17 protein-coding genes are annotated in these 23,900 nt (G+C 66.8%); 10 read left to right on the forward strand and 7 right to left on the reverse strand.

The features are described 5' to 3' along the window. Positions 1-27 precede the first annotated feature (27 nt). Positions 28-1,155, reverse strand: coding sequence for a beta/gamma crystallin-related protein (locus AACH06_RS19400; RefSeq protein ID WP_341427415.1), 1,128 nt, complete (start codon positions 1,153-1,155; stop codon positions 28-30). A gap of 249 nt (positions 1,156-1,404) precedes the next feature. Here AACH06_RS19400 and AACH06_RS19405 point away from each other — a divergent pair, with 249 nt between their 5' ends. Beyond that, positions 1,405-2,196, forward strand: a complete 792-nt coding sequence (locus AACH06_RS19405; RefSeq protein ID WP_341427416.1) for a hypothetical protein — start codon at positions 1,405-1,407, stop codon at positions 2,194-2,196. A 95-nt stretch (positions 2,197-2,291) separates the two neighbouring features. Here the strand turns inward: AACH06_RS19405 and AACH06_RS19410 are convergent, their stop codons facing one another. Continuing rightward, positions 2,292-3,338, reverse strand: coding sequence for a hypothetical protein (locus AACH06_RS19410; protein WP_341427417.1), 1,047 nt, complete (start codon positions 3,336-3,338; stop codon positions 2,292-2,294). Between the two features lie 258 nt (positions 3,339-3,596). On the opposite strand from AACH06_RS19410, the gene AACH06_RS19415 reads away from it, so the two are divergent. The 4 genes from AACH06_RS19415 to AACH06_RS19430 all read left to right on the forward strand — a co-directional run bounded on the left by AACH06_RS19415 (position 3,597) and on the right by AACH06_RS19430 (position 10,321). Continuing rightward, on the forward strand, positions 3,597-4,988 hold the full coding sequence (locus AACH06_RS19415; protein ID WP_341427418.1) for an RtcB family protein: 1,392 nt from the start codon (positions 3,597-3,599) through the stop codon (positions 4,986-4,988). A gap of 115 nt (positions 4,989-5,103) precedes the next feature. Then, the gene (locus AACH06_RS19420) at positions 5,104-6,804 is read left to right on the forward strand and encodes a carbohydrate-binding protein (RefSeq protein ID WP_341427419.1); all 1,701 of its coding nucleotides are present in this window, start codon (positions 5,104-5,106) and stop codon (positions 6,802-6,804) included. A 218-nt stretch (positions 6,805-7,022) separates the two neighbouring features. Beyond that, complete coding sequence (locus AACH06_RS19425; protein WP_341427420.1) at positions 7,023-8,852, forward strand: DUF1800 domain-containing protein; 1,830 nt, start codon at positions 7,023-7,025, stop codon at positions 8,850-8,852. Positions 8,853-8,872: 20 nt separating this feature from the next. Then, the gene (locus AACH06_RS19430) at positions 8,873-10,321 is read left to right on the forward strand and encodes a DUF1501 domain-containing protein (protein WP_341427421.1); all 1,449 of its coding nucleotides are present in this window, start codon (positions 8,873-8,875) and stop codon (positions 10,319-10,321) included. A gap of 3 nt (positions 10,322-10,324) precedes the next feature. On the opposite strand, the gene AACH06_RS19435 is transcribed toward AACH06_RS19430, so the two are convergent. Beyond that, positions 10,325-11,341 (reverse strand): NAD-dependent epimerase/dehydratase family protein, encoded by a 1,017-nt coding sequence (locus AACH06_RS19435; RefSeq protein ID WP_341427422.1) that lies wholly within the window; start codon positions 11,339-11,341, stop codon positions 10,325-10,327. A 114-nt stretch (positions 11,342-11,455) separates the two neighbouring features. On the opposite strand from AACH06_RS19435, the gene AACH06_RS19440 reads away from it, so the two are divergent. Next, complete coding sequence (locus AACH06_RS19440) at positions 11,456-12,349, forward strand: LysR family transcriptional regulator (protein WP_341427423.1); 894 nt, start codon at positions 11,456-11,458, stop codon at positions 12,347-12,349. Positions 12,350-12,497: 148 nt separating this feature from the next. Here AACH06_RS19440 and AACH06_RS19445 read toward each other — a convergent pair whose 3' ends face one another. Further along, on the reverse strand, positions 12,498-13,415 hold the full coding sequence (locus tag AACH06_RS19445; RefSeq protein ID WP_341427424.1) for a hypothetical protein: 918 nt from the start codon (positions 13,413-13,415) through the stop codon (positions 12,498-12,500). 369 nt (positions 13,416-13,784) lie between these two features. On the opposite strand from AACH06_RS19445, the gene AACH06_RS19450 reads away from it, so the two are divergent. Continuing rightward, on the forward strand, positions 13,785-15,668 hold the full coding sequence (locus AACH06_RS19450; protein WP_341427425.1) for a DUF3857 domain-containing transglutaminase family protein: 1,884 nt from the start codon (positions 13,785-13,787) through the stop codon (positions 15,666-15,668). 58 nt (positions 15,669-15,726) lie between these two features. Here AACH06_RS19450 and AACH06_RS19455 read toward each other — a convergent pair whose 3' ends face one another. Next, on the reverse strand, positions 15,727-17,022 hold the full coding sequence (locus AACH06_RS19455; RefSeq protein WP_341427426.1) for an NAD(P)/FAD-dependent oxidoreductase: 1,296 nt from the start codon (positions 17,020-17,022) through the stop codon (positions 15,727-15,729). A 156-nt stretch (positions 17,023-17,178) separates the two neighbouring features. Next, complete coding sequence (locus AACH06_RS19460; RefSeq protein WP_341427427.1) at positions 17,179-18,585, reverse strand: glutamine synthetase family protein; 1,407 nt, start codon at positions 18,583-18,585, stop codon at positions 17,179-17,181. Positions 18,586-18,702: 117 nt separating this feature from the next. Here AACH06_RS19460 and pdxR point away from each other — a divergent pair, with 117 nt between their 5' ends. Together pdxR and AACH06_RS19470 are read left to right on the forward strand one after the other, a co-directional pair. Then, a complete protein-coding gene (gene pdxR, locus AACH06_RS19465; RefSeq protein ID WP_341427428.1) occupies positions 18,703-20,286 on the forward strand; it encodes a MocR-like pyridoxine biosynthesis transcription factor PdxR in 1,584 nt (527 codons plus the stop codon). Between the two features lie 107 nt (positions 20,287-20,393). After that, positions 20,394-21,470, forward strand: coding sequence for a glycoside hydrolase family 5 protein (locus AACH06_RS19470; RefSeq protein ID WP_341427429.1), 1,077 nt, complete (start codon positions 20,394-20,396; stop codon positions 21,468-21,470). Between the two features lie 68 nt (positions 21,471-21,538). On the opposite strand, the gene AACH06_RS19475 is transcribed toward AACH06_RS19470, so the two are convergent. After that, on the reverse strand, positions 21,539-22,249 hold the full coding sequence (locus AACH06_RS19475) for a hypothetical protein (RefSeq protein ID WP_341427430.1): 711 nt from the start codon (positions 22,247-22,249) through the stop codon (positions 21,539-21,541). Positions 22,250-22,422: 173 nt separating this feature from the next. Here AACH06_RS19475 and AACH06_RS19480 point away from each other — a divergent pair, with 173 nt between their 5' ends. Beyond that, on the forward strand, positions 22,423-23,631 hold the full coding sequence (locus tag AACH06_RS19480; protein WP_341427431.1) for a PQQ-dependent sugar dehydrogenase: 1,209 nt from the start codon (positions 22,423-22,425) through the stop codon (positions 23,629-23,631). Positions 23,632-23,900: the final 269 nt, after the last annotated feature.

Raw genomic sequence — 23,900 nt, forward strand, 5'->3', positions numbered from 1 at the left:
ACGCTCGGTCGGCGCGTCAGGCCCTCATCACAGACGCGGTTCGCCTTCGTCGTTCACCGTGATCGTCGGGCCGGGCGGGAAAGTGGTCTGCACGTGGTGCTCCATGCCACGGAACTGGTAGGTCACGTCCCAGTAGTCGGGGCGGCCTTGCGGCGGCACGCTTGCGCAGCGTTGCGTGGGCCGGTTGACCACCGTCTCGCGACCCACGTTGGCGCCCACCACCGCACCAATCACGGCACCGCCTGCCGTGGCCAGGTCGCGGGCTGAACCCGTGCCGATCTGGTGGCCGAGGATGCCGCCGAGGATGCCGCCGACCACGGCGCCGCCCACATTGGGCTCGTTGTGGCGCTCCACCGCCACGCGATCGCGCTCGATCCAGCACCGCTGCTGCTGCGGGCCCGTGAACACGGCCTGGGCGCCCACCACCTGCGCTTCGTAGAAGCGCTCTTGCGGACGACGGCGCCAGTCGTAGACGGGCTCAGGCACCGGCGCATAGCGCACCTCTTCGTAGCGTGCCGTGGGCGGCACCGGGCGCACGGACGACAGCGTGTCGTTCAGTCCCATCGCGCCGAGGCTGGGATAGCGGCCCGGCCTCAGGATGACACATCGCCCCTGGAAGCCCGCGTGCTCGCAGGCCTCCCACCGTTCACCCAGAACGATCACCGACGACGCGCGATCGTTGAATCCGTACTGCTGGAAGTTGCCCACCTCGCCGCTGACCTGGAAGGCCCGCCCCTGAAAGCCGCCGTGCTCGAAGAAGGCGATCTGGCCGGTGGCATGGCCCGGCGGCAGAGGCGGCGGCGGAGGCGGCGTGTGATCGTCGTGGCCGTGGCCATCGCGCCAAACGGGCCGGGCCGATGACAGGCGATCGTTCATCTGCATTTCACCGAGAGAGCGGTACTGGCCGGGCATCAGCACGACACAGCGCCCGCCAAATTCGACGTGCTCGCAGACCTCCCAAGATTGCCGGCCCGTGATGACCAGCGAGGAAACGCGGTCGTTGAAACCAAAGCGCCGGAAGTCGTCGACCTTGTGCGGCGTGGTGAAGGCCCGGCCCTCGAAGTTGCCGTGCTCGTAGAAGGTCACGTCGGCTGACGCGGCACCGGCGATCAGCAGGGCCAGAGCGGCGGTCGCGGTCTTGATTCTGCGGTTCATGGAACTGCCTTGTTTCCTTTGTTCACATCTCCGGCGTCGTACCGCGAGGTGGGTGCGATGCGCCTGAGACCCTGACTCAACGCCGTCGCTGCGCCGCCCGATGACACGCACTGACATGGGCCGCCGCGCCCCACCCCAGTGCCAGTCGTTCGGGTCTCTCCACTCAACCATTCATCGCAATACCCGCAGTAGCATCGTGCGGGCCTCGCCGTTAGGATTCGGGCTTCGCTCTCTTCGGGGGAACTACCCATGCGCCAACCCGTGTCGCACCAGCGATCCATTCACCGGTTCGCCCTGCTGGCTGCCGTCTGCGCCGCCGCCGCCCACCCCGTCGCTGCGCAATCGATCAACGGCGTGTCCATGATCACCATTGCCAACGGCCCGAACGGCGATGTGGTTCAGAACGAGAACACGACCGGGCATGCCAAGACCTGGAACCTGGCCGAGGGCGATGCGCAAGCGTCAACCAACTTCAACGACCGAGACACGGGCCTGGCCTATTGCACCGCGGGCAATGAATCCGGCGTCGATTGGGACGTGACGGCCAAGCTCTTCGGTGGCGATGTGGTGGTCTTCAGCGTGGCGGGGGCATCGCCCACCCAAGTGACCACCTTGAGCATCAAGGTTTCGGCCATGGGCAGTGGATCGGCCACCACCAGCGCAGCATTCGACTATTGCATCGGCAGCACCGCGGCGGGCCGCTGCCCCAGCGCGCTCGACCCCGTGGTGGCCGAGCAGATGAAGCTCTCACCGCCGAGCCGGGTGAAAGCGGCAGGAGGTGGGCATGTCGACTCGCTCGTCAGCAACAATCGCTACGAGCACCAGAGCACGGTGTCGCTGAAGATCAAGGGCCCCAAGGCCGTGGTGCCGATGTGGTACGGGCTGCAATCGAACTGCGGGCCGAATGCGCGCTCGGCGATCGCCTCGGCTTCAAGCCAGTTGGCGTCGATGGAGGTCACCCTTCCGGCGGGTGTGACCTGCACGTCACGCAGCGGCAAAGCCTTCAACGGCAAGTGCGGAGCGGCCTCGGCGGGCTCCTGATCCAGCGCACCGCCAATGGATGCCGCGCCCCATCGGGAGACCCGAGCGGCGCGGCACGTGGGGTGCGACGTCGATGGGGCAGCGCCTGCGGTGCGTCAGGGCTTCCAGCCGAGCTTGATCACTTCGAAATCGCTCGCGCTCAGCGTGGCAAACGCCGGGTTGAGGATGTCGTTGTTCCAGCGCGTGTCGAAGGTGCCGCTGATGTACATGTCCGAGCCGTTGTCGGCCACGATCAGACCATAGCGCTGCATCGCGCGGAAGATCTTGCGCGCATGCGGGTCCTTGGTGCGCGTGGCGGGGTCGACACCGTTGACGTTGGTCTTCAACCGCAGGCGGGCGCCCATCGGCAATGCACCGGCCGTCGAGCCCGCGGTGTGAGAGGCCGGATAGACATGGCCGTTCGAGGCCCGCACCGTCACCCGCAGCGCATGCTCGATCTCGGGCACCGCATCGTTCCAGGCCTCGTCATAGCGCACCAGGCCCGGGAAGATCGCCAAGCCCGCCGCATCGGCCGATGTCCAGCCCTCGGGCCTGCGATCGTTGCGCGTCATGTCGAAGAAGGCGCCTGATCCGCCCAGCCACTTCTTCTGGGTGGCGTCGTAGTAGACGTTGTACAGCTCGTACAGGTGCTTGTTCGTGCAGTCGATGATCAGCAGGTGGCGATCGTTCTTCTTGCGCTGATCCACGTTCGCCGGCGCCCCGCCCTCCACCCAGTGCGGCTGGGTGATGGCTTCGCCAGGGATCGGGTAGAAGCGAATCGGCTTGCCTGTATCCAGGTCAACGCCGTCGCTTTCATCCCAGTACTTGAACTTCACCTTCTGCTTCGGCTGCGTGCCATCGACCACCGCATAGGGAAAGCCATACACGCTCTGGCTGCCCGGTTTGACCTCACCGCCGAAATCGGGATGCAACTGGCGCGATGACCCGTTGTTGATGAAGCCGATGTAGCTGGCCGATTTGGGATCGACGGGGGCCGCGCTGATGTCCGTGTTCCACCAGTTGGTGGCCGGAAACACCGGGAGCGGGCCAGGTGGCGGTGCGCCCTGCACCGGTACCTCTGGCGGGCATTGCTGCGCCATGGCCGCCCCCAACAGGGCCGCCTGAATGGCCAGCACCCACGCCGAGCGAATCACTGGGTTCATGGTCGTCGATTCTGAACACGAGATGCCCGCAGTGTCGCCCTGCGCCGCGGCCAGTTGAACGGCAAATCGTTACCACCCGCCGCAGGCGTCAGCGATTGCTGCAGCGTCTTCAAACCGGCCGACGTTAGAATCGCGCCCACTCTCCAGCTGACTGCTGCTGCAGCGAAAGGGCCGCGCTCCTCGTCCACCGACGGAGCCACCTTCGACCGCCCGAAGACTTTCGGGCCCCAGGCTCACCGCCTGGCACCGCACAGCGTCATGTCCCATCTGAATCGCCTCTATCGCGCATTTGCCCGCGCGAACATCGACCTTCGCTACGAAGGCGGCGTCTACCGCGTTCGCGACGAACGCGCCCAGGCCACCATCCTGTTGCCGCCCGACCTCCCGCTGGAGGAGATGGCCGTCCGCCAGTTGCTGGCCTTCGCATCGGTCCGCACGCCGTCCGGCCGCGCGGCCGTGTGCTCGGCGTGCGCAACACCAGACTTCCACCCCGGCACCATCGCCCCGGTCGGCTCGGTGGTCGCCACCGACCTGGATGTGGTGATCCCTTCGGCCATCGGCACCGACATCAACTGCGGCATGCGGCTCTATCGAACCGGGTTGAACCTGGCTCAGGTGGCGCTTCGCCGAGAAGCCTTGATCGATCGCCTGCGTGCGGTGCTGCTTCAGAACGAGCGCCAAGTGCCGGTGCCCACCCGTGCCTTCAAAGCCTTGTTCGACGATGGTCCCCTGGCGTTCATCGACGCCTTGAAACCGGAAGGCCTGTGGGCAGCGGTCGACCGCGACATGCTCGCCACCGATCTCGCCCGATGCATCGGCCTCGGTGGGCTGTCTGGGCACTCTCGCCACGCCCCGGCGGCATTCGTCGGGGCCCGCGAGACGTACCGCGATCCCTGCCTGGGCACACCCGGGTCGGGCAACCACTTTGTCGAGTTGCAAGTGGTTGAGACCGTGCTGGACCGCCACGCGGCCTATGCCGCCGGCTTGGCACGAGACGACGTGGTGGTGATGATCCACAGCGGGTCGCGTGACCTCGGCTTTCACATCGGAGCGCAGTGGATGGACCGTGCCCGACAGGCCTGGCCCTCGGGCGTCCGCCATCCATCGAGCCAGCTCTATGCGCTCGACGGTCCATTGGCGGGCGAGTACCTCGAGGCCATGGGCATTGCGGCGCGGTATGCCTGGGCCAACCGAGTCGTCCTGGGGGAAATGGTCAAGGCGGAAATGCAGCGACTGTTCGGCACGCCGGCATGGCGGCTGATCGTGGACGTTCCCCACAACGTGATCCTCACGGAGCACGGTCGCAATATCCACCGCAAGGGCGCCACGCCGGCACACCCCGGCGAATTGGCGCTGATCCCTGGTTCGATGGGCGACCATTCCTACGTGGCTCTGGGCCTCGGTCACCCGCAATGGTTGTCCTCTTGCAGTCATGGCGCGGGCCGCCGCATGCGGCGGCAAGTGGCACGAGCCCTGCCCCAACCTCCCGCCAACGGAGACTGGCACTGCGTCACCCTGCGCGAAGAGCGCCTGATCGAAGAGGCACCGCACGCCTACAAGCCCATCGGCCCCGTCATCGACGCGCAACGTGACGCCGGGTTGATCGCGCCGGTGGCGCGCATGCGCCCCTGGGTCACCTTCAAGGCCTGAGCGCCCTGCAGGGTTACGCCTTGTTGCCAGCCCGCGATTGGAACCGGTACCAACCCGGATGCTGATCGCACAGCCCTTCCATTACGGTACGCCGCTGAACATCGAGGAGAGGATCGTGAACACTGCCCGCCCGCCCCACACCACCCCCACGCCGGCCCGCTCGTGGTTCCGGCAGCCCGCCATGGCCCTCACGCTGGGCCTGCTGGCCGCCGCCGTGTCCCCGGCATGGGCTGCCGGCCACAGCAACTTCCTGAAGGTGGATGGCCGCCTGATTCGCAACCAGAACGGAACCGGCGATGCCGTCTACCTGCGCGGTGTGAACCTGGGCGGCTGGCAGGTGCACGAGAAGTGGATGTCGCCGCTGGAAGGGGTCAGCGACGACTACAACATGCGCAAGACGCTCAGCCAGCGCTTTGGCGATTCCGGCCGCGACGCCTTGATCGCCGCCTACCAGGACACCTACCTGCAGGAGAAGGACTTCATCCGCCTGTCAGACCTGGGCATGAGCGCCGTGCGGCTGCCGATCTACTACCTCAACCACATGAACGAGGACGGCAGCTGGAGGCTGGACGACAAGGGCAAGCCCGATCTGCGCCGCATCGAGTGGGTGGTGAAGATGGCGAAGAAGTACAGGCTGTACGTGATCCTCGATCTGCATGGCGCGCCCGGCTCGCAAAACGGCGCCGACCACAGCGGCAAGATCGGTGGCTCGGGCGAGCTCTGGAACAACGCCACCTACCAGTCGCAGACCTTGAATTTCTGGCGCACGGTGGCGCAGCGCTTCAAGGACGAGTCCACGGTCGCCGGCTACGACCTGCTCAACGAGCCATCGACGAACTACCCCGGCGCCGCGACGCGCGAAGTGCTGGAGATGTACGACCGCATCTATGACGAGATCCGCACGGTCGACCCCAACCACATCATCTTCATGGAAGGCATCTGGGACTGGAACGCCATCACGCCGCCGAGTGAATTCGGGTGGAAGAACGTGAGCTACTCCTTCCATTACTACAACTGGGGCAACGACTCGAACTACGAATCACAGAAGGCCTTCACCGATGGCAAGGTCGCCGACGAGCAGGACCATGCCTGGTACAACGTGCCGCACCACGTGGGCGAGTTCAATCTCTTCTCGCTGCAATCGAGCTGGGAGTACGCCCTCAAGCGGTACAACGAGGCCGGCTGGCACTGGACGAGCTGGACGTACAAGGGCACCAACATCGGCAACTGGGCGCTCTACAACCACACCAACGCGTCGGCAAACACGCCCAACGTAGCGACCGACAGCTACGCCACCATCGAGTCCAAGTGGCGCAACTGGGACGTGGAGCTCAACATGGCACCGAACACCATGTTGAACACCGTCTTCAAGAACGCCCTCACCGGCAGCAACAGCCTGATCCGCAACCTGCCCTACGAGGGCACCTGGGCCGCGAAGAAGAAGCTGCAGTCGCAGAACTTCTACACCCAGCAAGGGGTGAGCTACGACTCGAACGGCATCGGCTTCTTCGATGGGGGTGATTGGATCCGCTACACCTCGCTCGACTTCGGCAGCAAGGGCCTGGATCGGCTGCGCATGCGGCTCGCGGTGGACCCGGCCTACGCCGGCCAGAAGATCGAGGTTCGGCTGGACAGCACCAGCGGCCCGGTCGTCGGCACGGTCACCGTGCCGAACACCGGCGGGTGGACGACCTACCAGGCCTTCACGTTCCCCATCCAGGCCACCACGGGTGTGCATGACGTGTTTCTCGTGGGCAAGGGTGGCAGCGGCATCGCCAACATCGACTGGCTGGCGTTCGCCCGCGCCACGCGCTGACCCAGTCACCCCACCCGTTTTCGCTACGAGGCCTCGTAGTCGAGGCCGGGTGACTCGCGCCGGCGACCGGCCGGCGCGATTTCGAGTTGTGAGGTGCGTTACCAAGCGAACAGCCTCACACCTGGGAGGGTTAAGTTTGGATACAGGGCCCGTCGGCGCCACGTCACAGTGCGCCGTCCGGCAGCCCATCACGGCGCTGCCGCCAACAGGGGCATCGCATGAGTGCACGATCGGGCCGGCTTCGCAGCCGCCTCTGCAATGGGATGGCAGGCGCCACAGTGGCCCTGCTAGCAGCCTGCGGCGGTTCAGACACCGCGGATGAATCGGCCAACAGCCCACCATCGGCCGCGGCCACTTCCGACTCCGCCTCCAACCGAGCCAGCGTTCAGTCGGCCTCGGGCCGGCGCGAGACGGCCGATCCCTTCGCCGGCTTGTCGCTGGTGCCCACGGCCGAGCAATCGGATGCGGTGCGTCTGGCGCAGCAAGCCACCTTCGGGCCGACCAGCGCGCTGATCACCGAGATCGAGTCGATGGGTGCGGCGGGCTGGATCTCCAAGCAGATGACGACGACCGGCTCGGTGTACACGCACGGCGCCGACGACGCGATCCACAAGAACACCCGGCCGGAGTTCTTCTGCAGCCGGCCCGACCAGATCAACAACGTCTACTGCTGGCGCGACTACTACTCGGCAGAGCCGGTGAGCTGGGACTTCTATCGCAACGCGATCGAACAGCCCGACCAGCTCCGCCAACGGGTCGCGCACGCGCTGCAGCAGATCTTCGTGATCAGCAGCAACACGGTCTACGGCACCTACGGCTGGCGCAACTACGAGAACATGCTTCTCGAGAACGCGTTCGGCAACTACCGGGAGTTGCTGCGCCGTGTGACCCTGTCGCCGCTGATGGGCGAGTTCCTCGACATGGTCAACAACGACAAGTCGTTGCCCAACGAAAACTACGCCCGCGAGCTGCTGCAGCTGTTCTCTATCGGCACCTGCAAGCTGAATGCGGATGGCACGCTGGCCACGGGCAAGTGCAAGCCCACCTACAACAACGAGACGGTGCGCGAGTACGCCTATGCCCTCACCGGCTGGACCTACCCCGCCGGGGGCCAGACGGCCTGGGGTTGCTGGCCCAGCGGCGCGAACTGCGCCTACTTCGGCGGCGACATGGTGCCCGCCACCGCCTTCCGCGACGCGGGCAAGCGACGGTTGCTGTCCGATGTCTTTGTGCCGGCCAACAGCAATTCGACCCAGGCGCTCAGCAAGGTGCTCGACAGCCTGATGCAGCACCCGAACACGCCACCCTTCGTGGCGAAGAAGCTGATCCAGCACCTGGTCAAGAGCAACCCCTCGGACAAGTACGTCGGCCGCGTCGCCAGTGCATTCAAGACGGGCACCTACCAGGCCGCCGGCCGCACCTTTGGCCAAGGCAAGATCGGCGACATGGCTGCGACGGTGGCCGCCGTCCTGCTCGACAGCGAGGCCCGTGGCGACCGTTGGGACCAGGAGAAGGCGGGCCACCTGCGTGAACCGATCCTCCACGTCACCGGCGCCATCCGTGCCCTCAACGGCCACACCGATGGCGCGGCGCTGTACTACTGGTGGTCCGAGCTGCTTCGTCAGCAGGTGTTCCGCCCGCCCTCTGTCTTCAGCTTCTACCCGAGCGACTACCCCGTGGCGGGCACCTCGCTGGTGGGCCCGGAGTTCGGCATCCACAACTCGAACACGGCGCTGGAGCGCTTGAACTTCCTGACCTATCTGCTCGACTGGAACGGCTCTGCGCCCGATCCCAACGTGCCGGATGCGGTCGGCACGCGGGTCGACCTGACGGCCTTCCTGCCGGATGCGAAGAACGCCGAGAAGCTGGTCGATGGCCTGTCGATGATGACGCTGGGGCGCCTTCTGCCCGAGGCGCCGCGGGCCAAGGTGCTCAAGGCCGTGAAGTGGTGGTCGCCCACCACCGACCCCAACAACTGGCAGGCCCAACGCGTCAAGGCCGCGGCTTACCTGGTGCTCGGTTCGCCCGACTACCAGGTGCAACGTTGAGCGCACGAGGAGTGACCCACATGACGCACACGCACCACCCCTTGCGCCTGAATCGCCGCCAATGGCTGCAGCGCGCCGGCGGCACGCTGGCCGGCGCCCTGGGCGCCGCCAGCCTCGGCCATCTCGCCCTGGGCACGCAACCGGCCTATGCGGCCGACTACAAGGCCCTCGTCTGCATCTTCCTTTACGGCGGCAACGATGGCATGAACACCATCGTGCCCACCGACACCAGCCACTACCAGGAGTACGCCAAGGTGCGCGGCAGCCTGGCCTTGCCGCAATCGAGCCTGGTGTCGCTGTCGGGCTCCAACTTCGGGCTGCACCCTTCGTTGTCGGCCCTGCAACCGTTCTGGGCCAACCATCAGCTGGCGCCGATCTTCAATGTCGGCCCGCTGTACAAGCCGCTCAGCAAAGACCAGTACCTCGGCGCGCCTGACGGCAGCGAGATGATTCCCGATGCCCTCTTCTCTCACGCCGATCAGCAGATCGAGTGGGAGACAGGCACCACCGATGCGATGACCCGCACTGGCTGGGGCGGCCGCGCATCGAAGGTGCTGGGCACCGTGAACCCGGTGATCTCGGTGGGTGGCAACGGCCGCTTCGGTGTCGAAGACGTTCGCCCTTCGCCGCTGGTGCTGCCAGGCCCTGGTTCCACCTTCGGCGCCTACGGCCTCGGCCCGGATGACACCGACTGGGAGCCGAACCGATTGCGCCGTGCGGCCATTGACGCGCTGTACGCCGAGCCGCAGCCACTGGTGCTGGGGCAGGCCTATGCGGCCCAGCAGACCAACGCGTTCGACATGTCCGAACGGCTCGGGGCCATCGTCAAGTCGATGCCGGGTGACGCTGACTCGACGCCGGCGATCGACTCGGCATTTGCCCCGCTGATCGTCGACGGCAAGATCACCACCTCGATGGGCCAGCAGCTCTACCAGGTGGCCAAGCTGATCCGCTCGAACGCGCAGGTCCAGGGCAACCGGCAGATCTTCTTCGCCCAGCAAGGGGGCTATGACACCCACAGCGGCCAGATTGGCGACAACTCGCTGCTCGGCCTGCATGCCGGATTGCTGAAGGAGCTGGGCGACGCCCTGGCGGCTTTCCAGCAAGCCCTGATCAACCTGGGCCTGGCCACCAAGGTGACCACCTTCACCCAGAGCGACTTCGGCCGCACCTTCGCGCCCAACTCCACCGCGGGCACCGACCATGCCTGGGGCAACCACCAGATCGTGTTGGGCGGCTCGGTCAAGGGCGGTGCCACTTACGGCACCTACCCCAAGCTGGAGCTGGGCGGTCCGGACGACGTCGGCGTGGAATCGTGGGAGCTGCAGGGCCGCTGGATTCCCACCAGCAGCGTCGACCAGTTCGCCAGCACCTTGCTGGGTTGGTTCGGTGCCGGCGAGGGTCAGCTCGACAAGATCCTGCCGAACCTGGTGCACTTCGGGAACAAGCGCAGCCTGGGCTTTCTCTGACCGTCAGGCGATGCCTGCCGCCTTGGCGCGGCGGGCACCGCCGGGCGGCGTGGGCTCCACGCCGTCACGCACGGCTTGCAGCGTCTGGCGAATGCCCTCGGCATAGGGCGTCTTGCGGATCGGGCCGATCAGCCGCTGCAGCGCGCCATCGTCCATGAGCACCGGGTGTGTCTGCAGGTAGTGCATCTCGACCATCTCGCGCAACATGGGCTTGAACAGGCCCAGCACCCGCAACATCGTCTTGCCAGCCACCCGAAGCTTGATCGGGTGGCCCACCTGGCGCTGCATCTCCTCGAACAATGCCTGCTGGCTGGTGACACCCACCCCCGCCAGATGCCACACGCGCCGGCCACCGAACGCCTCAGGCGTGTCGATCAGCCGGGCGACGACCGGGCCGACGTCCGGCACGAACACGAACTCGTGGGGCGTGTCGATCGGGCCGATGAGGTCGGCGGTGCCACCGTTGATCGCGGCCTGCGCGGCGCCATGCAGAAAGCTCGCCTCCACACCGGGGCCGTAGAAGTCAGGCAGGCGCAGCACGGCCGCCTCGATCTTTCCTTCGGTGGCCGCCTCCAGCAGCAGATCTTCCTGGGCCTTGCGCATGCGGCCCTTGAAGGTGTGGGGCTCGCGCGGGTGATCCTCGCGGATCGTCGGCGTCTGAGGCAGGCCGTACGGGTAGACCGTGCCAATCAGCAGGATGCGCTTGACGCCCGCGGCGATCGCGCCGTCGATCGTCTTGCGCATCAGCGCCGGGTGCAGCTCGAACCGCCAGTAGTCGACGCCCACCATGTAGACCAGCGTCTCGATGCCCTCGGCGGCCGCCTGCACCGAAGCCGGCGAATCGGGGTCCCAGGTCTTCACCTCGGCCAGAGCATCGTGGCCGAACTGGCGCCGCATGCTGCTTTCACTTCGGCCCACCACACGGTAGTGACGACCCTGCGCACTCAGGGCGCTGGCCACGCTCTGGCCGATGACGCCAGCGGCGCCGAACAATGCGATTCGAGAAGGCTGAATGTCCATGTGGGGTGTCCTTGGAGGGTGACAGTGACTGGCGATGGACGAAGTCTGGCGGGTGCGGCGCCAAAAGAAAATCGCTGAATTCAGGCGAACCGCTATTCATGTTTGAATAGCAGAATGACTGCGACGACAGAGCCCGATTGGCAGTGGTACCGCTCGTTCCTGGCGGTGCTGGAAGAGGGCTCGCTCTCGGCCGCCGCCCGCACGCTGGGCCTGACCCAACCGACCGTCGGCCGGCACATCGATGCCTTGGAAGCATCGCTGAACCTCACGCTGTTCACCCGCTCGTTCGATGGCTACGCGCCCACCGACACCGCCACAGCACTGCGCCCGTATGCCGCGCATCTCGCCGACACCGCGGCCGCGCTGCTGCGCGCCGCCAGCAGCCAGCGCGAAGGCGTACGCGGCACCGTTCGCATCACCGCCAGCGAGGTGGTGGGCGTGGAGGTGCTGCCGCCGATCCTCACCGACCTGCGCCGACAACACCCGGAGCTCGTCATCGAGTTGATGCTGTCGAACCAGGTCGATGACCTGCTGCGGCGCGAGGCCGATATCGCAGTCCGCATGGTGCAGCCCACCCAGGGGGCGCTGCTGGCCCGTCGTGTGGGTGCGATCGAGCTGGGCTTGCACGCACAGGCGAGCTACCTGGCGCGATGCGGCACCCCGCAATCCATGGTCGACCTGGATCACCACAGCCTGATCGGCTTCGATCGTGAAACCGCGCGGCTGCGCAAGATGTCGGCGGCCTTGGGCCCGTTCGACCGCACACGCTTTGCCCTGCGCGCCGACAGCGATCTGGCGCAACTCGCGATGATCCGTGCCGGCTTCGGTCTCGGCGTCTGCCAGGTCGCGCTGGCTCGCCGTGCGGGCCTCGTGCGGGTGCTGCCCCACCCGTTCTCGTTCCAGCTCGACACCTGGGTGGCCATGCACGCCGACTTGCGAGACAGCCCGCGCTGCGCCGTGTCTTTCGCCGCGCTGGTGGCGGGGCTGGAGGCATACATCCAGGCCTAGGCCTCGCCCGGTCGGATGGCGGCTGACGCCGTCACATCCGAATCAAGGTTCGCGAAATGGCCAGCGGCAGCACCCGCCAAGATCACGCCGTCCCAACGCCGCACGCCACGCACAAGCTGAGCAAGGGGTGCAACGACCTCCAGGCGCACTACGGAACAGGGCTCAGCAAGAACGCACGCCTGACATATTCACCCTGTGGGTCTGTGATCCAGCCCCAACCGGCGATCTGGCCCGCCCCGTTGATACCCGACACCGCGGTCAGGAACCATCCGTCGCCCGACCCGTCGGAGATCAAATTCGACAGATCAACGACGTCGCCATCGCTCCACCTGACGACCACCGGCGAGCCGTCCATCCGATGGCAGATGCCAACGGCCACATTCCGATCGTTCAGCGCCATGGCCTGGCATTCGTCAGCGCCCGCCGGGCTCGGCAAGGTCTCCAGTCGTCCGTTGATGTAGAGACTCGCATCCGTGTTCTCTCGGCCCCAACGCGACACCAACACCACGCCGCTTGAATTGATGGCCACGGCATCGGTGGAGATGGGCAGCTCAGTCAACACATCGTGGTCAAAGATCCAGCCGTTGTGTCCGCCGTCCCAGACAGAGACACCCACGACGACGCCGGCATTGTTGAGACCCTTGGACGCCACGTAGTCGCCGGGCACGTCCAGCAGTGTCATCCGGCCGTCTTGATGGACATAGGCACGCGTGCGGAACATGTCCCTGACATGGCCCACGATCGTGCCAACGTCGTTGATGGCCGTGCCCCACGAGTTCCTGCCAGGCAGCAGCGCAGGCGGACGACCGCGCGACAAGACCCTGAAGGTGCGAGAGGTGCTGCGAGGCGGCGAAAGCAGCGTCCCCACCACCTGGCCGTGCCGGTTGATGGCCGCCGCCGTGCTGGGGCTCAACCCGGCGGCAAAGCCGGCCGGCCGCCCGTCTCGCCACACTGTCGCTACCGGGCGATCGGGGTACTGGTTCTGAATGCTGGATTCCCCCACGACCTCGCCGAGATCGTTGATCCCGGTGGTCGAGCTGGCATTGAACCCCGGCAATGGCTCCAAGGAGGTCAGGTGATAACTCAAACCTGAGCCGGACGCCATGCACCACGTGCCAACCAGGCACCCCGCCACCAGACACTTCCGCATGCGGACCTCCCGCTTCACTCGAAAACGGAAACAACCTCAAGGGACTTCATGCACCTGCGCGTGCGGATGATCTGCCCCGGCTACCAGGATGTCAATCAGCCCAACGGCGCAAGACACCGGCGACAGCACCCACCGCGCCGGAGATCGATTCAACACCCAGGCCCTCGCAGGCCGCCCTAACGCCCTAACGCCCTAACGCCGTAACGCAGGCCACCCTAACGCGTCAGGTACGATGCCCGCCCGGGCCGGGCGACCTGCCTGGCCGGATATCGAGGGAGATCTGTGATGAAGAAGACTTGGAGGGCGCTGCTGCTGCCTTTGGCCAGCAGCTGGATGCTGGCGCCCGCGTTCGCGAAATCCGAAACGCCGGAACCTTTGCAAGAGATTCCATTGCGTTTCGGCCACTACCACGTGGACTATGTCGTCAACGACGACGTGACCTCCACCGAGACCCGCTCGTGGTCGGCCACCGTGCTCAAGCCCCAGGCGCTCGAATGGATGAAGCAGGCCAGCGTCAGCTACAGCACGAGCGTGCAAAAGGCCGAAGTCATCGAGGCCTACACCCGCAAAACCGACGGCCGCCGCATCGATGTGCCCAAGGACAACTACCAGCTCAACATCAGCAAGGGTCGTGAATCCGGCGGGCCGGCGTTCTCAGACCGGTCGTCGATGTCGGTCGTCTTTCCCGATGTGGCGGTCGGTGACACCGTCGTGTTCACCTATCGGCTGACCCAAAGCGAGGCGATCTTCCCGCGCCATTTCGACGCGGGGCAGACCTTTTCCACCCAGACGGCGTACGACGACGTGAAGGTCACCGTCGACTACCCAGCGTCGCTTCCTGTGCGCTTCGAGGGGCGGCAGATGCCGCAATCCGAGCGCGAGAGCGGTGCTCGCCGCACCGTGCAGTGGACCTGGTCGAACCCGAAGCCCGTCCGCAACCTGCGCACCGATTTCTCGGTGATCGACCCCGATCAGATGATCGGGTTTGATTTCTCGACCTTCCCGGATTACGCCACCATCGCTCGGGCCTACGGCGAACGTGCCACACCCAAGGCGGCGGTCACCGACAGGGTGAAGCAGCTGGCCGCCGAGATCGTCGGCGATCGGCAGGCGCCTGCCGATCAGGCACGCGCCCTGTACGAGTGGGTCGCCACCAAGATCACCTACGGCGGGAATTGTGTCGGCGTGGGCACGGTGGTTCCGCGCGATCTCGATGTGGTGGTCGACAACCGCATGGGAGATTGCAAAGACCACGCCACCTTGCTGCAGGCGCTGTTGGCCGCGCGCGGCATCCCGAGCGTGCAGGCGCTGGTCAACGCCGGTTCGGTGTACACGCTGCCCCGCATCCCGCGGGTGAGCGCGATCAACCACGTGATCAACTACATCCCGTCTCTGAACCTGTACGTCGACTCCACCTCCGAGACCACCCCCTTCGGACATTTGCCGCCCAGCCTGCGCGGCAAGCCGGTGCTGCTGGTGGATGCCAAGGCGGGTGAGCCGCCCCGGCTGCCCGTGCCCTCCGTGGCGAGCGAACAGCGCAGCATCAGCAAGCTGAAGTTGGGCGATGACGGCTCGCTCTCTGGCACGGTCGAGGCCCACTACCTGGGCGACACCGCGATCCGCATGCGCCAGTGGGCCCGCGAGTTGACGCCCGAGACGCGGCAGGACATGGTGAAAGAGATGCTGCGTTCGATGGGCATCAACGGCAATGGCCGGGTCGAAATGGACGACGCCACCGACCTCACCGACCGTTTCCGGCTCAAGCTCGTCATCGACAAGGCCGAGAAGTTCGTGCGGTTCCCCGGCAGCGGCGCCTTCTACCTGACGCCGCTGGTGGGCGGCCAGGTCGTCAGCACGACAGCGGAGCCAGACACCGGCGAGCCCATCGAGCACCCCGGCACATGTACCAGCGGTCGCGTGATCGAGGAGTACACGATCGAGCTGCCGCGCCGGATGAAGGTGGTGTCGCTGCCGGACAAGGCCAAGCTGAGCAACTCAGTGCAGCGGTACGAAGCGAGCTACCAGCTCAAAGGCCAGGTGCTGCAGGCGCGTCGTGTCTTCGAAGACAGGACGTCCACGGCGGTGTGCAGCCCCGCCCTGCTGAAGGAATACCGGACGCTCGGCAACGCCGTCTATGAGAACCTGAAACTGCAGGTGCTGTACAAGTAGCGATCCGGAGGGTGCCGCCCCACCCGCGGGCCTCCCGGCCTGCGGGTGGGGCGTGGTCTCAGACGAAATCGCGGACGCGGTAGTAGCTCATGCCCACGGCCTGCATCAGGCCGCCCAGGCGTTCGCCGCCGGGGAACGGCGGGTTGACGATGCCGGAGAACCAGTCCAGCCGCTCCGTGTTGCCCAGCATCGCTTCGGTGACCAAGGTCGCCGCCACACGGGTGGGCACCACGCCGTGGCCGCAGAAGCCCTGCGCCCAGAAGACGCGATCGTTGCGGCGGCCCCAGTCGGGCATGCGTCGCATGGTGATGTCGATGTGGCCACCCCAGGCGTACTCCATCTTGGCGTCCTTCAACTGCGGGAATGCTCGCGTGATGTTGGTCTTCATCGCCTCCGGCAAATTGGTCGGTGTGCCACCCAGGTAGGTGCACTTGCCACCGAAGAGCAGGCGGTGATCGGCCGTGGTGCGGAAGTACTCCAGGATGAACTGGTTGTCGTAGACCGCGTGGTTCTTCGGGATCATGCTGCGGCAGACGGATTCGCCGAGCACCTCGGTGACACCGATGAAGGTGCCCACCGGCAGCATGCGCGAGGCCAGCTTGGGCTCGACGCGATCGACGTAGGCATTGGCACCGAGCACGATCTGATCGCACTTGACGCGCAGGCCCCCGGCCACCCGCACGGTGATGCCGTTGGGGCCCTCGTCATAGCCCTCGACCTTCGTCTGCTCGAAGATGCGGACGCCCGCGGCTTCGACGGCCCGGGCCAGGCCCAGCACATACTTCAGCGGGTGAATGTGCGCCCCTTCCGGGTCGATGATCCCGGCCTGGTAGCGCGCCGAGTTCAGGTACTTCGGCAATTCGGTCTTGTCGACGAACTGAAGCTTGTCGTAGAACCATTCTTTCTGGCATTCCTCGATCCAGCCGGTGAGGTCGGCCACACGGCGGGGCAGCACCGCCACTTCGAGGTGGCCCTCGACGAGGTCGCAATCGATCTGCTCTTCACGCATCAGCGTGCGGATGCGGCGCACCGCGCGGCGCGATTCGTCGAACATCTCCTTGGCTCGCTCGTAGCCCATGACGTTCTTCAGCCGCTGCATGCCGCAGGGAAAGCCGATGATCATCTGGCCGCCATTGCGGCCCGAGGCGCCCCAGCCCACGCGGCTGGCGTCGAGCACCACCACCTTCTTGCCGGCGCGGGCCAGCTCGAGAGCGCAGTACAGGCCGAAAAAGCCGGCACCGACGACGCACACGTCCGCGCTCAGGTGCTCATCGAGGGAGGCACGGGGCACTTGCCACTCGCGCGAAGTGGCGGCGTAGTAGGTGTCGGTGTGCTGAGAGCTGCTGCGGAACATCGGATGGGCCTTTCTGCACCGGGCCGATCAACCCATGGAAGGGGGCTGACCGCCGCGACGGCTGCGTCCGGGACAGGCCCGGCGCGCACCCGTCGGGGTGCGTGGAACAACGGTGAGTGAAGGGGTGGAAGACGAAATCGGTGGCGTCGAGCGAGATCAGGCCAGTTCGACCAGATGGGTCAGATCCCACTGGTGCCGGGGTTCGGCGAACTTCGATCGCTCGGCATGCTCGTGGCGCTTGATCGCGACATACGCATCGACGAGCGGCGCGCCGAACAGCTCACGCAACGTGGTGCTGGCAGACAGGGCATCGAGCGCGGTCGGCAAGGTGCGCGGCAGAGCGTGGGCGTCGTCAACCCCTGCGTGCGGCGCCTGGCCCGCAGCCAAACCGGCCAGGCCCAGGCCCAAGGTGGCGGCCACCGTCAGATACGGGTTGGCATCGCCCCCGGGCAGCCGGTTTTCAACGCGCCGCGCCTGCGGGCCCGAGCTGGGAATGCGGAATGCGAACGAGCGGTCTTCAGGCCCCCAGCTCGAATGCGAGGGTGACGCATCGCTGAGCGCGATGCGGTCATAGGCCATGTCATAAGGCGCGAAGAACGCCATCGCCGCGGGGGTGTGGGTTTGCAGGCCCGCGATGAAGTGGCCCAGCTGGGGGCTGCTGTCGCCCGACGCGTGCGCAAACAGATGCGGCCATTCACCTTCACCGCCGCGGCGCTGCACGCTGAAGTGCCAGTGCATGCCGGTGCCGGGCTGATCCAGGAAGGGCTTCGCTGCAAAGCTGGCCAGGAAGCCGTGGCGGGCCGCGATTTCGCGCGCCACCCGCTTGAAGCGGAAGACCGCATCGGCCTGCGCCAGGGGATCGCCGGGGCGGAAATTCACTTCAAACTGCGACAGCGCAGATTCATGCGCATGGCCCGACAGCGGAATGCCCAGCGCTTCACACGCCGCGTAAAGCTCGTCGAAATAGGCTTCGAAGTGGCCAGCGCGCTCCAGCGAAAAGGCTTCGCACGCCGATTCACGCGCCAAGGCACCGGGCTTGGCGCGGGCACTGCTGAGAGCCACCTGGCCCTCGGCCTCTTCGCGGTGCAGCAAGAAGAGCTCAAGCTCCGGTGCCACCAGCGCCTGAAGTCCCTGCGCTTCGAACCCGGCGATCACCCGACGCAACGCAGCCCGGGGCGACAACTCGCTCGCATCGATCTCGCGGCCATGGTGGGCCGACCACCAACGCCCGGTCGGCTCGCAGATCACCGAGGCCTCGCCCGGACGACCGGGCCGAGGCGCCAGCGTCGACAGATCGGGCACGAGGTTCATGTCGATGTAGCTGGTGGGCAGCATCGGGCCGAAAACGTCGTCCGGCTCACCGGCGGTCAGCGTCAGTCCCAGAATGACCGAGGGCAGCTTGCAGCCGCCCAACGAGAGGAAGTCGTCGCAGTTCACCCGCTTGCCACGGGCCAACGAGGTGAAATCACCCAGCGCGCATTCCACCGCCTTCACACCAAGGCGAGACAGGGCGGCAGCAGCCTGTGCGGGATCGATGGGCGGCAAGGGCGTGATCGGCGTCATGTTTTTGTGGAAAGCAATCCTGGCGGGATGATAGGATCAGATTGGCCCAATCAACTGGGCCAATTGAGGCGGCATGCATTGGTCCACTTTGATTGCCCGCCTCGCCGGATGTGAACCATGGCACAGGCTTCGTCCACGCTTGCATTGCACGACACGCTGGCCGGTTGGATCGCCGCCCGCCTGTCTTCCCGGCCGGAGCTGGCTCTCGGCACCCGCCTGGCGCAATCCCTGCGCGATGCCGTGCTGCAGGGCGTGATCGCTCCAGGCCAACGTCTGCCGGCGACCCGCGCCCTGGCCCTGCGTTTGGGCGTGGCCCGCAACACGTTGGTGGCGGTGTACGCCCAGTTGGCGGCCGAGGGCTTCGTGGTGGCGGGACAAGGCTCGGGCACGTATGCCTGCAAGGTGATGCCCGAGCGGGTGGTCGCACGGCCGAACGCACGGCCTGCCCGGGCACCGGCCAAGTCGACCGGCTTGTCGTCATCCAGCCCCTTTGCGCCCGGCCTGTCGGCGCCCAGCCTGTCGGCACGCGGCCTGCGCTACCAGGCCCACCCATTGCACCGTTTCTGGAGCCGGGAGCCCTTCTGCCCCGGCCTGTTCGATGCCGACCTGTTCCCGCACGGGCTGTGGAATCGGCTGCTCGCCCAGCCGCTGCGGCAGGCCGATGCGGCACTGCTGGGCGCCGGTGAGCCTGGTGGGGCCCCGGCCCTGCGGCAGGCGATTGCGCAGCATGTGCGTGCCACGCGCGGCGTGCGCTGCGAGGCGCAGCAGGTCATCATCACGGACAGCACCGCGCAGTCGCTCGACCTGATCGCGCGGCTGTTGTGCGATCCGGGCGACCGGGTGTGGATCGAGAACCCCTGTTACTGGGGCGCGAGCCAGACGCTGTCGGACCTCGGGCTGGCATTGCACCCCATCGATGTCGACGCCGATGGCGTGCCCGTGCCGCCCGCTGCGGGCCGGCAAGCAGCGCGGGTTCGCCTGGCGTACCTGACACCGTCGCACCAGTTCCCCACCGGCGCCGTCATGCCGCTGGCGCGCCGGCTCGACTGGTTGGCCCATGCTCGGCAGCACGACATGCTGTTGATTGAAGACGACTACGACAGCGAGTACCGCTACACCGGCATGCCCTTCCCCTCGCTGCAAGGGCTGGACAGCGACGTGGATGCGGGTGGCCGGGTGCTCTACCTGGGCAGCTTCAGCAAGACGATGTACCCCGGCATCCGCGTGGGCTTCATGGTGGTGCCGGCGGCGCTGGCCACCGTGTTCGGCGACGCCTCGGCCGATTTCTACCGCGATGGCGACCAACTCGTGCAGCACGCATTGGCGCGCTTCATGGCCGAGGGGCACTACGCGGCCCATGTGCGCGCGCTGCGGCGAGAGTTCGGCGCCCGACGTGAAGCCTTGGTCCAGGCTCTGTGGCAGCACCTGCCCGATGGGCTGGACAGCCCGGACCGGCTGCGGCTGTTGGGCGGCGCGCGCGGCGTGCACCTGACGATCGGCCTGCCGGACGCCGTCGACGATCAGGCCCTGGCCTTGCAATGTCGCTCGGCCGGTGCCACGGTCATCCCACTGTCGGTGTACTGCGTCGGCACCCTGCGGCGTGGGCTGGTGCTCTCGTATGCGGGAAGCCCGGTCCCACAAATCGCGGCGCTGGTGGCCCGCATTGCCCCGGTGATCCGACGCGGCTTGAGCCAACACTGACGTCTGGTTTCCTGTCGCCGGGGCCAAGTCAGGTGATTCGGCATGCAGACTGCGGCGGGCAAGCCGTTTGCCGCTGCGCCTGTCCACGCATTCCCAAGGAACCCCTCATGTTTTCACGTCGCCTCTGCGCGGCCTGGTGCCTGCCTCTGGCCCTGACCGCCCACACCAGCGCCACGGCCGCCACCCCGCACCTCGCGGTGCGCGGCCAGGAAATCGTCGACCCATCCGGCCAGCCCATCTTGCTGCGCGGGTGGAATTGGGGACACTGGGGCAAGGCCCAACCCACGGATGCGAGCGACAACGCGGCCCAGGGTGCGAACGTGGTGCGGATCCCGCTGCGGTGGTGGGGCTTCTACGAGGGGCACGGCATCGACAGCCGCGACGACAACGCCACCTCCACGGCCGGCATCAGCGCTGCGCACCTCAAGCACCTGGACGAGATGGTCCAGTGGGCCTCCAGCGCCAAGCTCTGGATCGTTCTGTTCATCGATTCAGATTGCGGCCAGAACGGCACCCAGAACGCTGAGGAGAAGCGCTACTGCGATCCCAAAGGGGAATTCGTGCAGGGCCACAACTTCTGGACGGACAAGGCCATGCGCCAGAAGTTCCTCGCCGTCTGGCGCTTCATCGCCAACCGCTACAAGGACACGCCCTACATCGGGATGTTCGAACCGCTGCCCGAGCCCAACCCGCCCGGGGTGCCCGACGAACAGATCAAGGCCTTCTACGCTGAAGTGATGGGCGTCATCCGGGAGGCGGCCCCCGGCGTGCCGACGCTGATTGGTGGCCGCGCCTACAAGGCACCCGCCATCGCCCAGGTTTACGATCCGGGTTGGAAGGATGTCGTGTACACCGGCAACCTGTTTCTGCATGCCAGGCGCGGCGCCGATGAGGCGAGCCTCGACGAGCTGCGCAGCCGGGCCAAGATGCTGCTGGCGCTGCGCACTGAGCACAAGGTGCCGGTGTTCGTGCAGCAGGTGGGCGTTCGCTCAGGTGAAGACCCGAACGTCAAGGCAGTGAAGGTGGTGCTGTCGCACCTGGTCGACAACCGCATCGGCTTCGCCTACTGGGAATACCGGGGCGCCAACAATCCGAACGAATACGGCGTGATGTACCAGCGCGGCAACCAATGGCTCGCCAAGCGGGACTGGATGGACGCGATCACGCCCTTCTTCAAACAGTGATGAGTCGGGGCGGGCTCGGCGCCCGCCCCGTGGCTGCTGCTGCCGTTGCTGCTACCGCAGCGGCCCCCTCAAGGGGTGGGCCGCATCGGCAGCGGGGGGTACCCCGCGGGCGGCACCTGCTCGACGGGTGGCGCCGGGGGCATGGGCGGCGTGGGCGGCATGGGGGCCCTCGCCGGGTCGGCCGATGAGGGCTGCGGCGTGGGGACCGCAGGTGCGGGTGCGGCGGCCGGCGCAGGCACAGGGGGCGTCACGCCCGACGCGCTGGACGCCCCGGATGCGCCAGATGCGCCCGACACAGGCGCCCCGGCCGCCGTGGGCGGCAACTTGGAGGGATCCACCACCTCGCGCGTCACCAGCTCGCGCAGGATGCCGCCGCTGGCCACACTGCCGCTGAGGGTGCCCTGGCCTTGCATGCGGGCCAGGCAATCGCGCTTGTCTGGCTCGGGCAAGGGGTCGCAACGGCGCATGGCATTGCGGATGAGTACGTCCGGGGCCTCGGTCGGCTTGTCGGGCTGAGCCTGGGCCAAGGCCGTGCTCGCCTCGCTGAGGCAGTTGGCGCGCTGGGTGGACTTCAAGGGCAGCGTCCGGCATCGCGCCGTGTCCCGCGCGTACTGCGCGCGGGCGGCCGAGGGGCTGGTTGCCGCGGGTGCCGTCGCTGTCGACGTGCCGGCGGCATTGGCCGGGGCCGACGCGAATGCGACGAGCGTGCACGCCACGAGGCAAGCGCCCTTCAGCGTGGACGCCCTTGCGGCGCGAGAGGTCAATCGGGTCAAGCTCATCGGGCCCTCCTGAAGCAGTGGCAAGTCAGCTCGATGCTGCCCCGTGCCCGCTGCCGCCCACATCGGAGCACCCGCCCCCACCCTGTAGGACGACGACGCGATCGCCCGGGCCGACACCGGCGTCGCGGCGTTCGCGCTTGGCAACGACACCACAGAATGCGACCATCGACCGCATGTCTCGAACCGCTTTCACCCCCACCGCCCCTTCGCCCCGCGCCTGGGTGCAACACGCCGCGCGCCTTGGCGCCCTCACCGCCTTGTGGGCGGGGTTGCTCGCGGGGTGTGGAGGTGGCAGCGCGGCCGGCAACCCGCCGTCACCTCCGCCTCCTTCCGGCACGAAGCTGACCACCCTCAACACCCAGCTCGCCAACCCCTGGAGCCTGGCCTTCCTGCCCGATGGGCGCATGCTGGTGGCCGAGAAGGCCGGCCGCCTGCGTCGCCTGTCGGCCGACGGCAAGAGCATCGAGGCCGACATCAGCGGCGTTCCGGCGGTGGTCGACGAGGGCCAGGGCGGTCTGTTGGATGTGGTGATCGACCCTCAGTTCGCCACGACGCCGTGGGTCTACCTCAGCTACGCCGAGCGCGGCACCGGCTCGGAGGCCGGCTTGTCGGGCACCGCCGTGGCGCGGGGCCGCCTGGTGGGCAATGCGCTGCAGGGTCTCGAAGTCATCTATCGTCAGGTGCCCAAGACCAGCGGCAGCGGGCATTTCGGCTCGCGCATGGTGTTCGGCTCGGATGGCAGCTTGTTCATCTCGCTGGGCGAGCGCCAGAAGGGCACGCCCGCCCAGGATCTGGCCACTTCGCTGGGCAAGATCGTCCGCATTCGCCCGGATGGCTCGATACCGCCTGACAACCCGACGATCGGAACCGGCGCGCGGCCCGAGCTGTGGAGCTACGGCCACCGCAACCCGCAGGGCATCGCCATACGCCCCTCGACGGGTGACTTGTGGAACACCGAGCACGGCCCGCAAGGCGGCGACGAACTCAACCGCGTGCAGCGCGGCGGCAACCATGGCTGGCCGCTGGTGAGCTACGGCTGCCCTTATGGCTCGCCCGTCGGAGAAGGCTGCCGCATCGGTGGTGGCACCCATGCACCGCAGTACGTGGAGCCGGTGTCCTACTGGGTGCCCATCTCCACCGCCCCGAGTTCATTGCTGTTCTACACCGGCAGCGGCTTCCCCGAGTGGCAGGGCAACGTCTTCATCGGGGCGCTGGCGGGACAGACTTTGTGGCGAGTGGTGCTCAATGGCAACAGCGAGGTCTCGCGCGACCAGCCGCTTTCCGGCATGCTGCACACCCGCGTGCGGTGTGTGCGTCAGGGGCCGGATGGGTGGATCTATCTGCTGACCGACAGCGGCCAACTGCTTCGGGTCGAACGCTGACCACCCGAGTGCCAGACCGCGCACAGGGCGGGCGGAATTCACGTCCGACCGTCACATCACGTTTCACATTGCGCGATCGGGCTTCTTGACAACGCGTACGACGTCACGCTGTGCGTTCCGCGCAGGGCGGACAATCCAGGCTCGGGAATTCTGCAGTTGAGAGAAACGCTTCCACGCATGATGGATGACGCATGGTTTCGCCGGCAAGTCGGCCGGCATACCAACACTTGGCGCGATCGTCCGCGCGAATTTGCACGCCGCACCGGGCG

It is taken from the genome of Ideonella lacteola (genome assembly GCF_038066555.1).
GTDB lineage: Bacteria > Pseudomonadota > Gammaproteobacteria > Burkholderiales > Burkholderiaceae_C > Ideonella > Ideonella lacteola.

Coding starts and splice junctions, on each gene's coding strand:
- AACH06_RS19400 (WP_341427415.1), bottom strand. CDS start 1,155: ATGAACCGCAGAATCAAGACCGCGACCGCCGCTCTGGCCCTGCTGATC.
- AACH06_RS19405 (WP_341427416.1), top strand. CDS start 1,405: ATGCGCCAACCCGTGTCGCACCAGCGATCCATTCACCGGTTCGCCCTG.
- AACH06_RS19410 (WP_341427417.1), bottom strand. CDS start 3,338: ATGAACCCAGTGATTCGCTCGGCGTGGGTGCTGGCCATTCAGGCGGCC.
- AACH06_RS19415 (WP_341427418.1), top strand. CDS start 3,597: ATGTCCCATCTGAATCGCCTCTATCGCGCATTTGCCCGCGCGAACATC.
- AACH06_RS19425 (WP_341427420.1), top strand. CDS start 7,023: ATGAGTGCACGATCGGGCCGGCTTCGCAGCCGCCTCTGCAATGGGATG.
- AACH06_RS19430 (WP_341427421.1), top strand. CDS start 8,873: ATGACGCACACGCACCACCCCTTGCGCCTGAATCGCCGCCAATGGCTG.
- AACH06_RS19435 (WP_341427422.1), bottom strand. CDS start 11,341: ATGGACATTCAGCCTTCTCGAATCGCATTGTTCGGCGCCGCTGGCGTC.
- AACH06_RS19440 (WP_341427423.1), top strand. CDS start 11,456: ATGACTGCGACGACAGAGCCCGATTGGCAGTGGTACCGCTCGTTCCTG.
- AACH06_RS19450 (WP_341427425.1), top strand. CDS start 13,785: ATGAAGAAGACTTGGAGGGCGCTGCTGCTGCCTTTGGCCAGCAGCTGG.
- AACH06_RS19455 (WP_341427426.1), bottom strand. CDS start 17,022: ATGTTCCGCAGCAGCTCTCAGCACACCGACACCTACTACGCCGCCACT.
- AACH06_RS19460 (WP_341427427.1), bottom strand. CDS start 18,585: ATGACGCCGATCACGCCCTTGCCGCCCATCGATCCCGCACAGGCTGCT.
- pdxR (WP_341427428.1), top strand. CDS start 18,703: ATGGCACAGGCTTCGTCCACGCTTGCATTGCACGACACGCTGGCCGGT.
- AACH06_RS19470 (WP_341427429.1), top strand. CDS start 20,394: ATGTTTTCACGTCGCCTCTGCGCGGCCTGGTGCCTGCCTCTGGCCCTG.
- AACH06_RS19475 (WP_341427430.1), bottom strand. CDS start 22,249: ATGAGCTTGACCCGATTGACCTCTCGCGCCGCAAGGGCGTCCACGCTG.
- AACH06_RS19480 (WP_341427431.1), top strand. CDS start 22,423: ATGTCTCGAACCGCTTTCACCCCCACCGCCCCTTCGCCCCGCGCCTGG.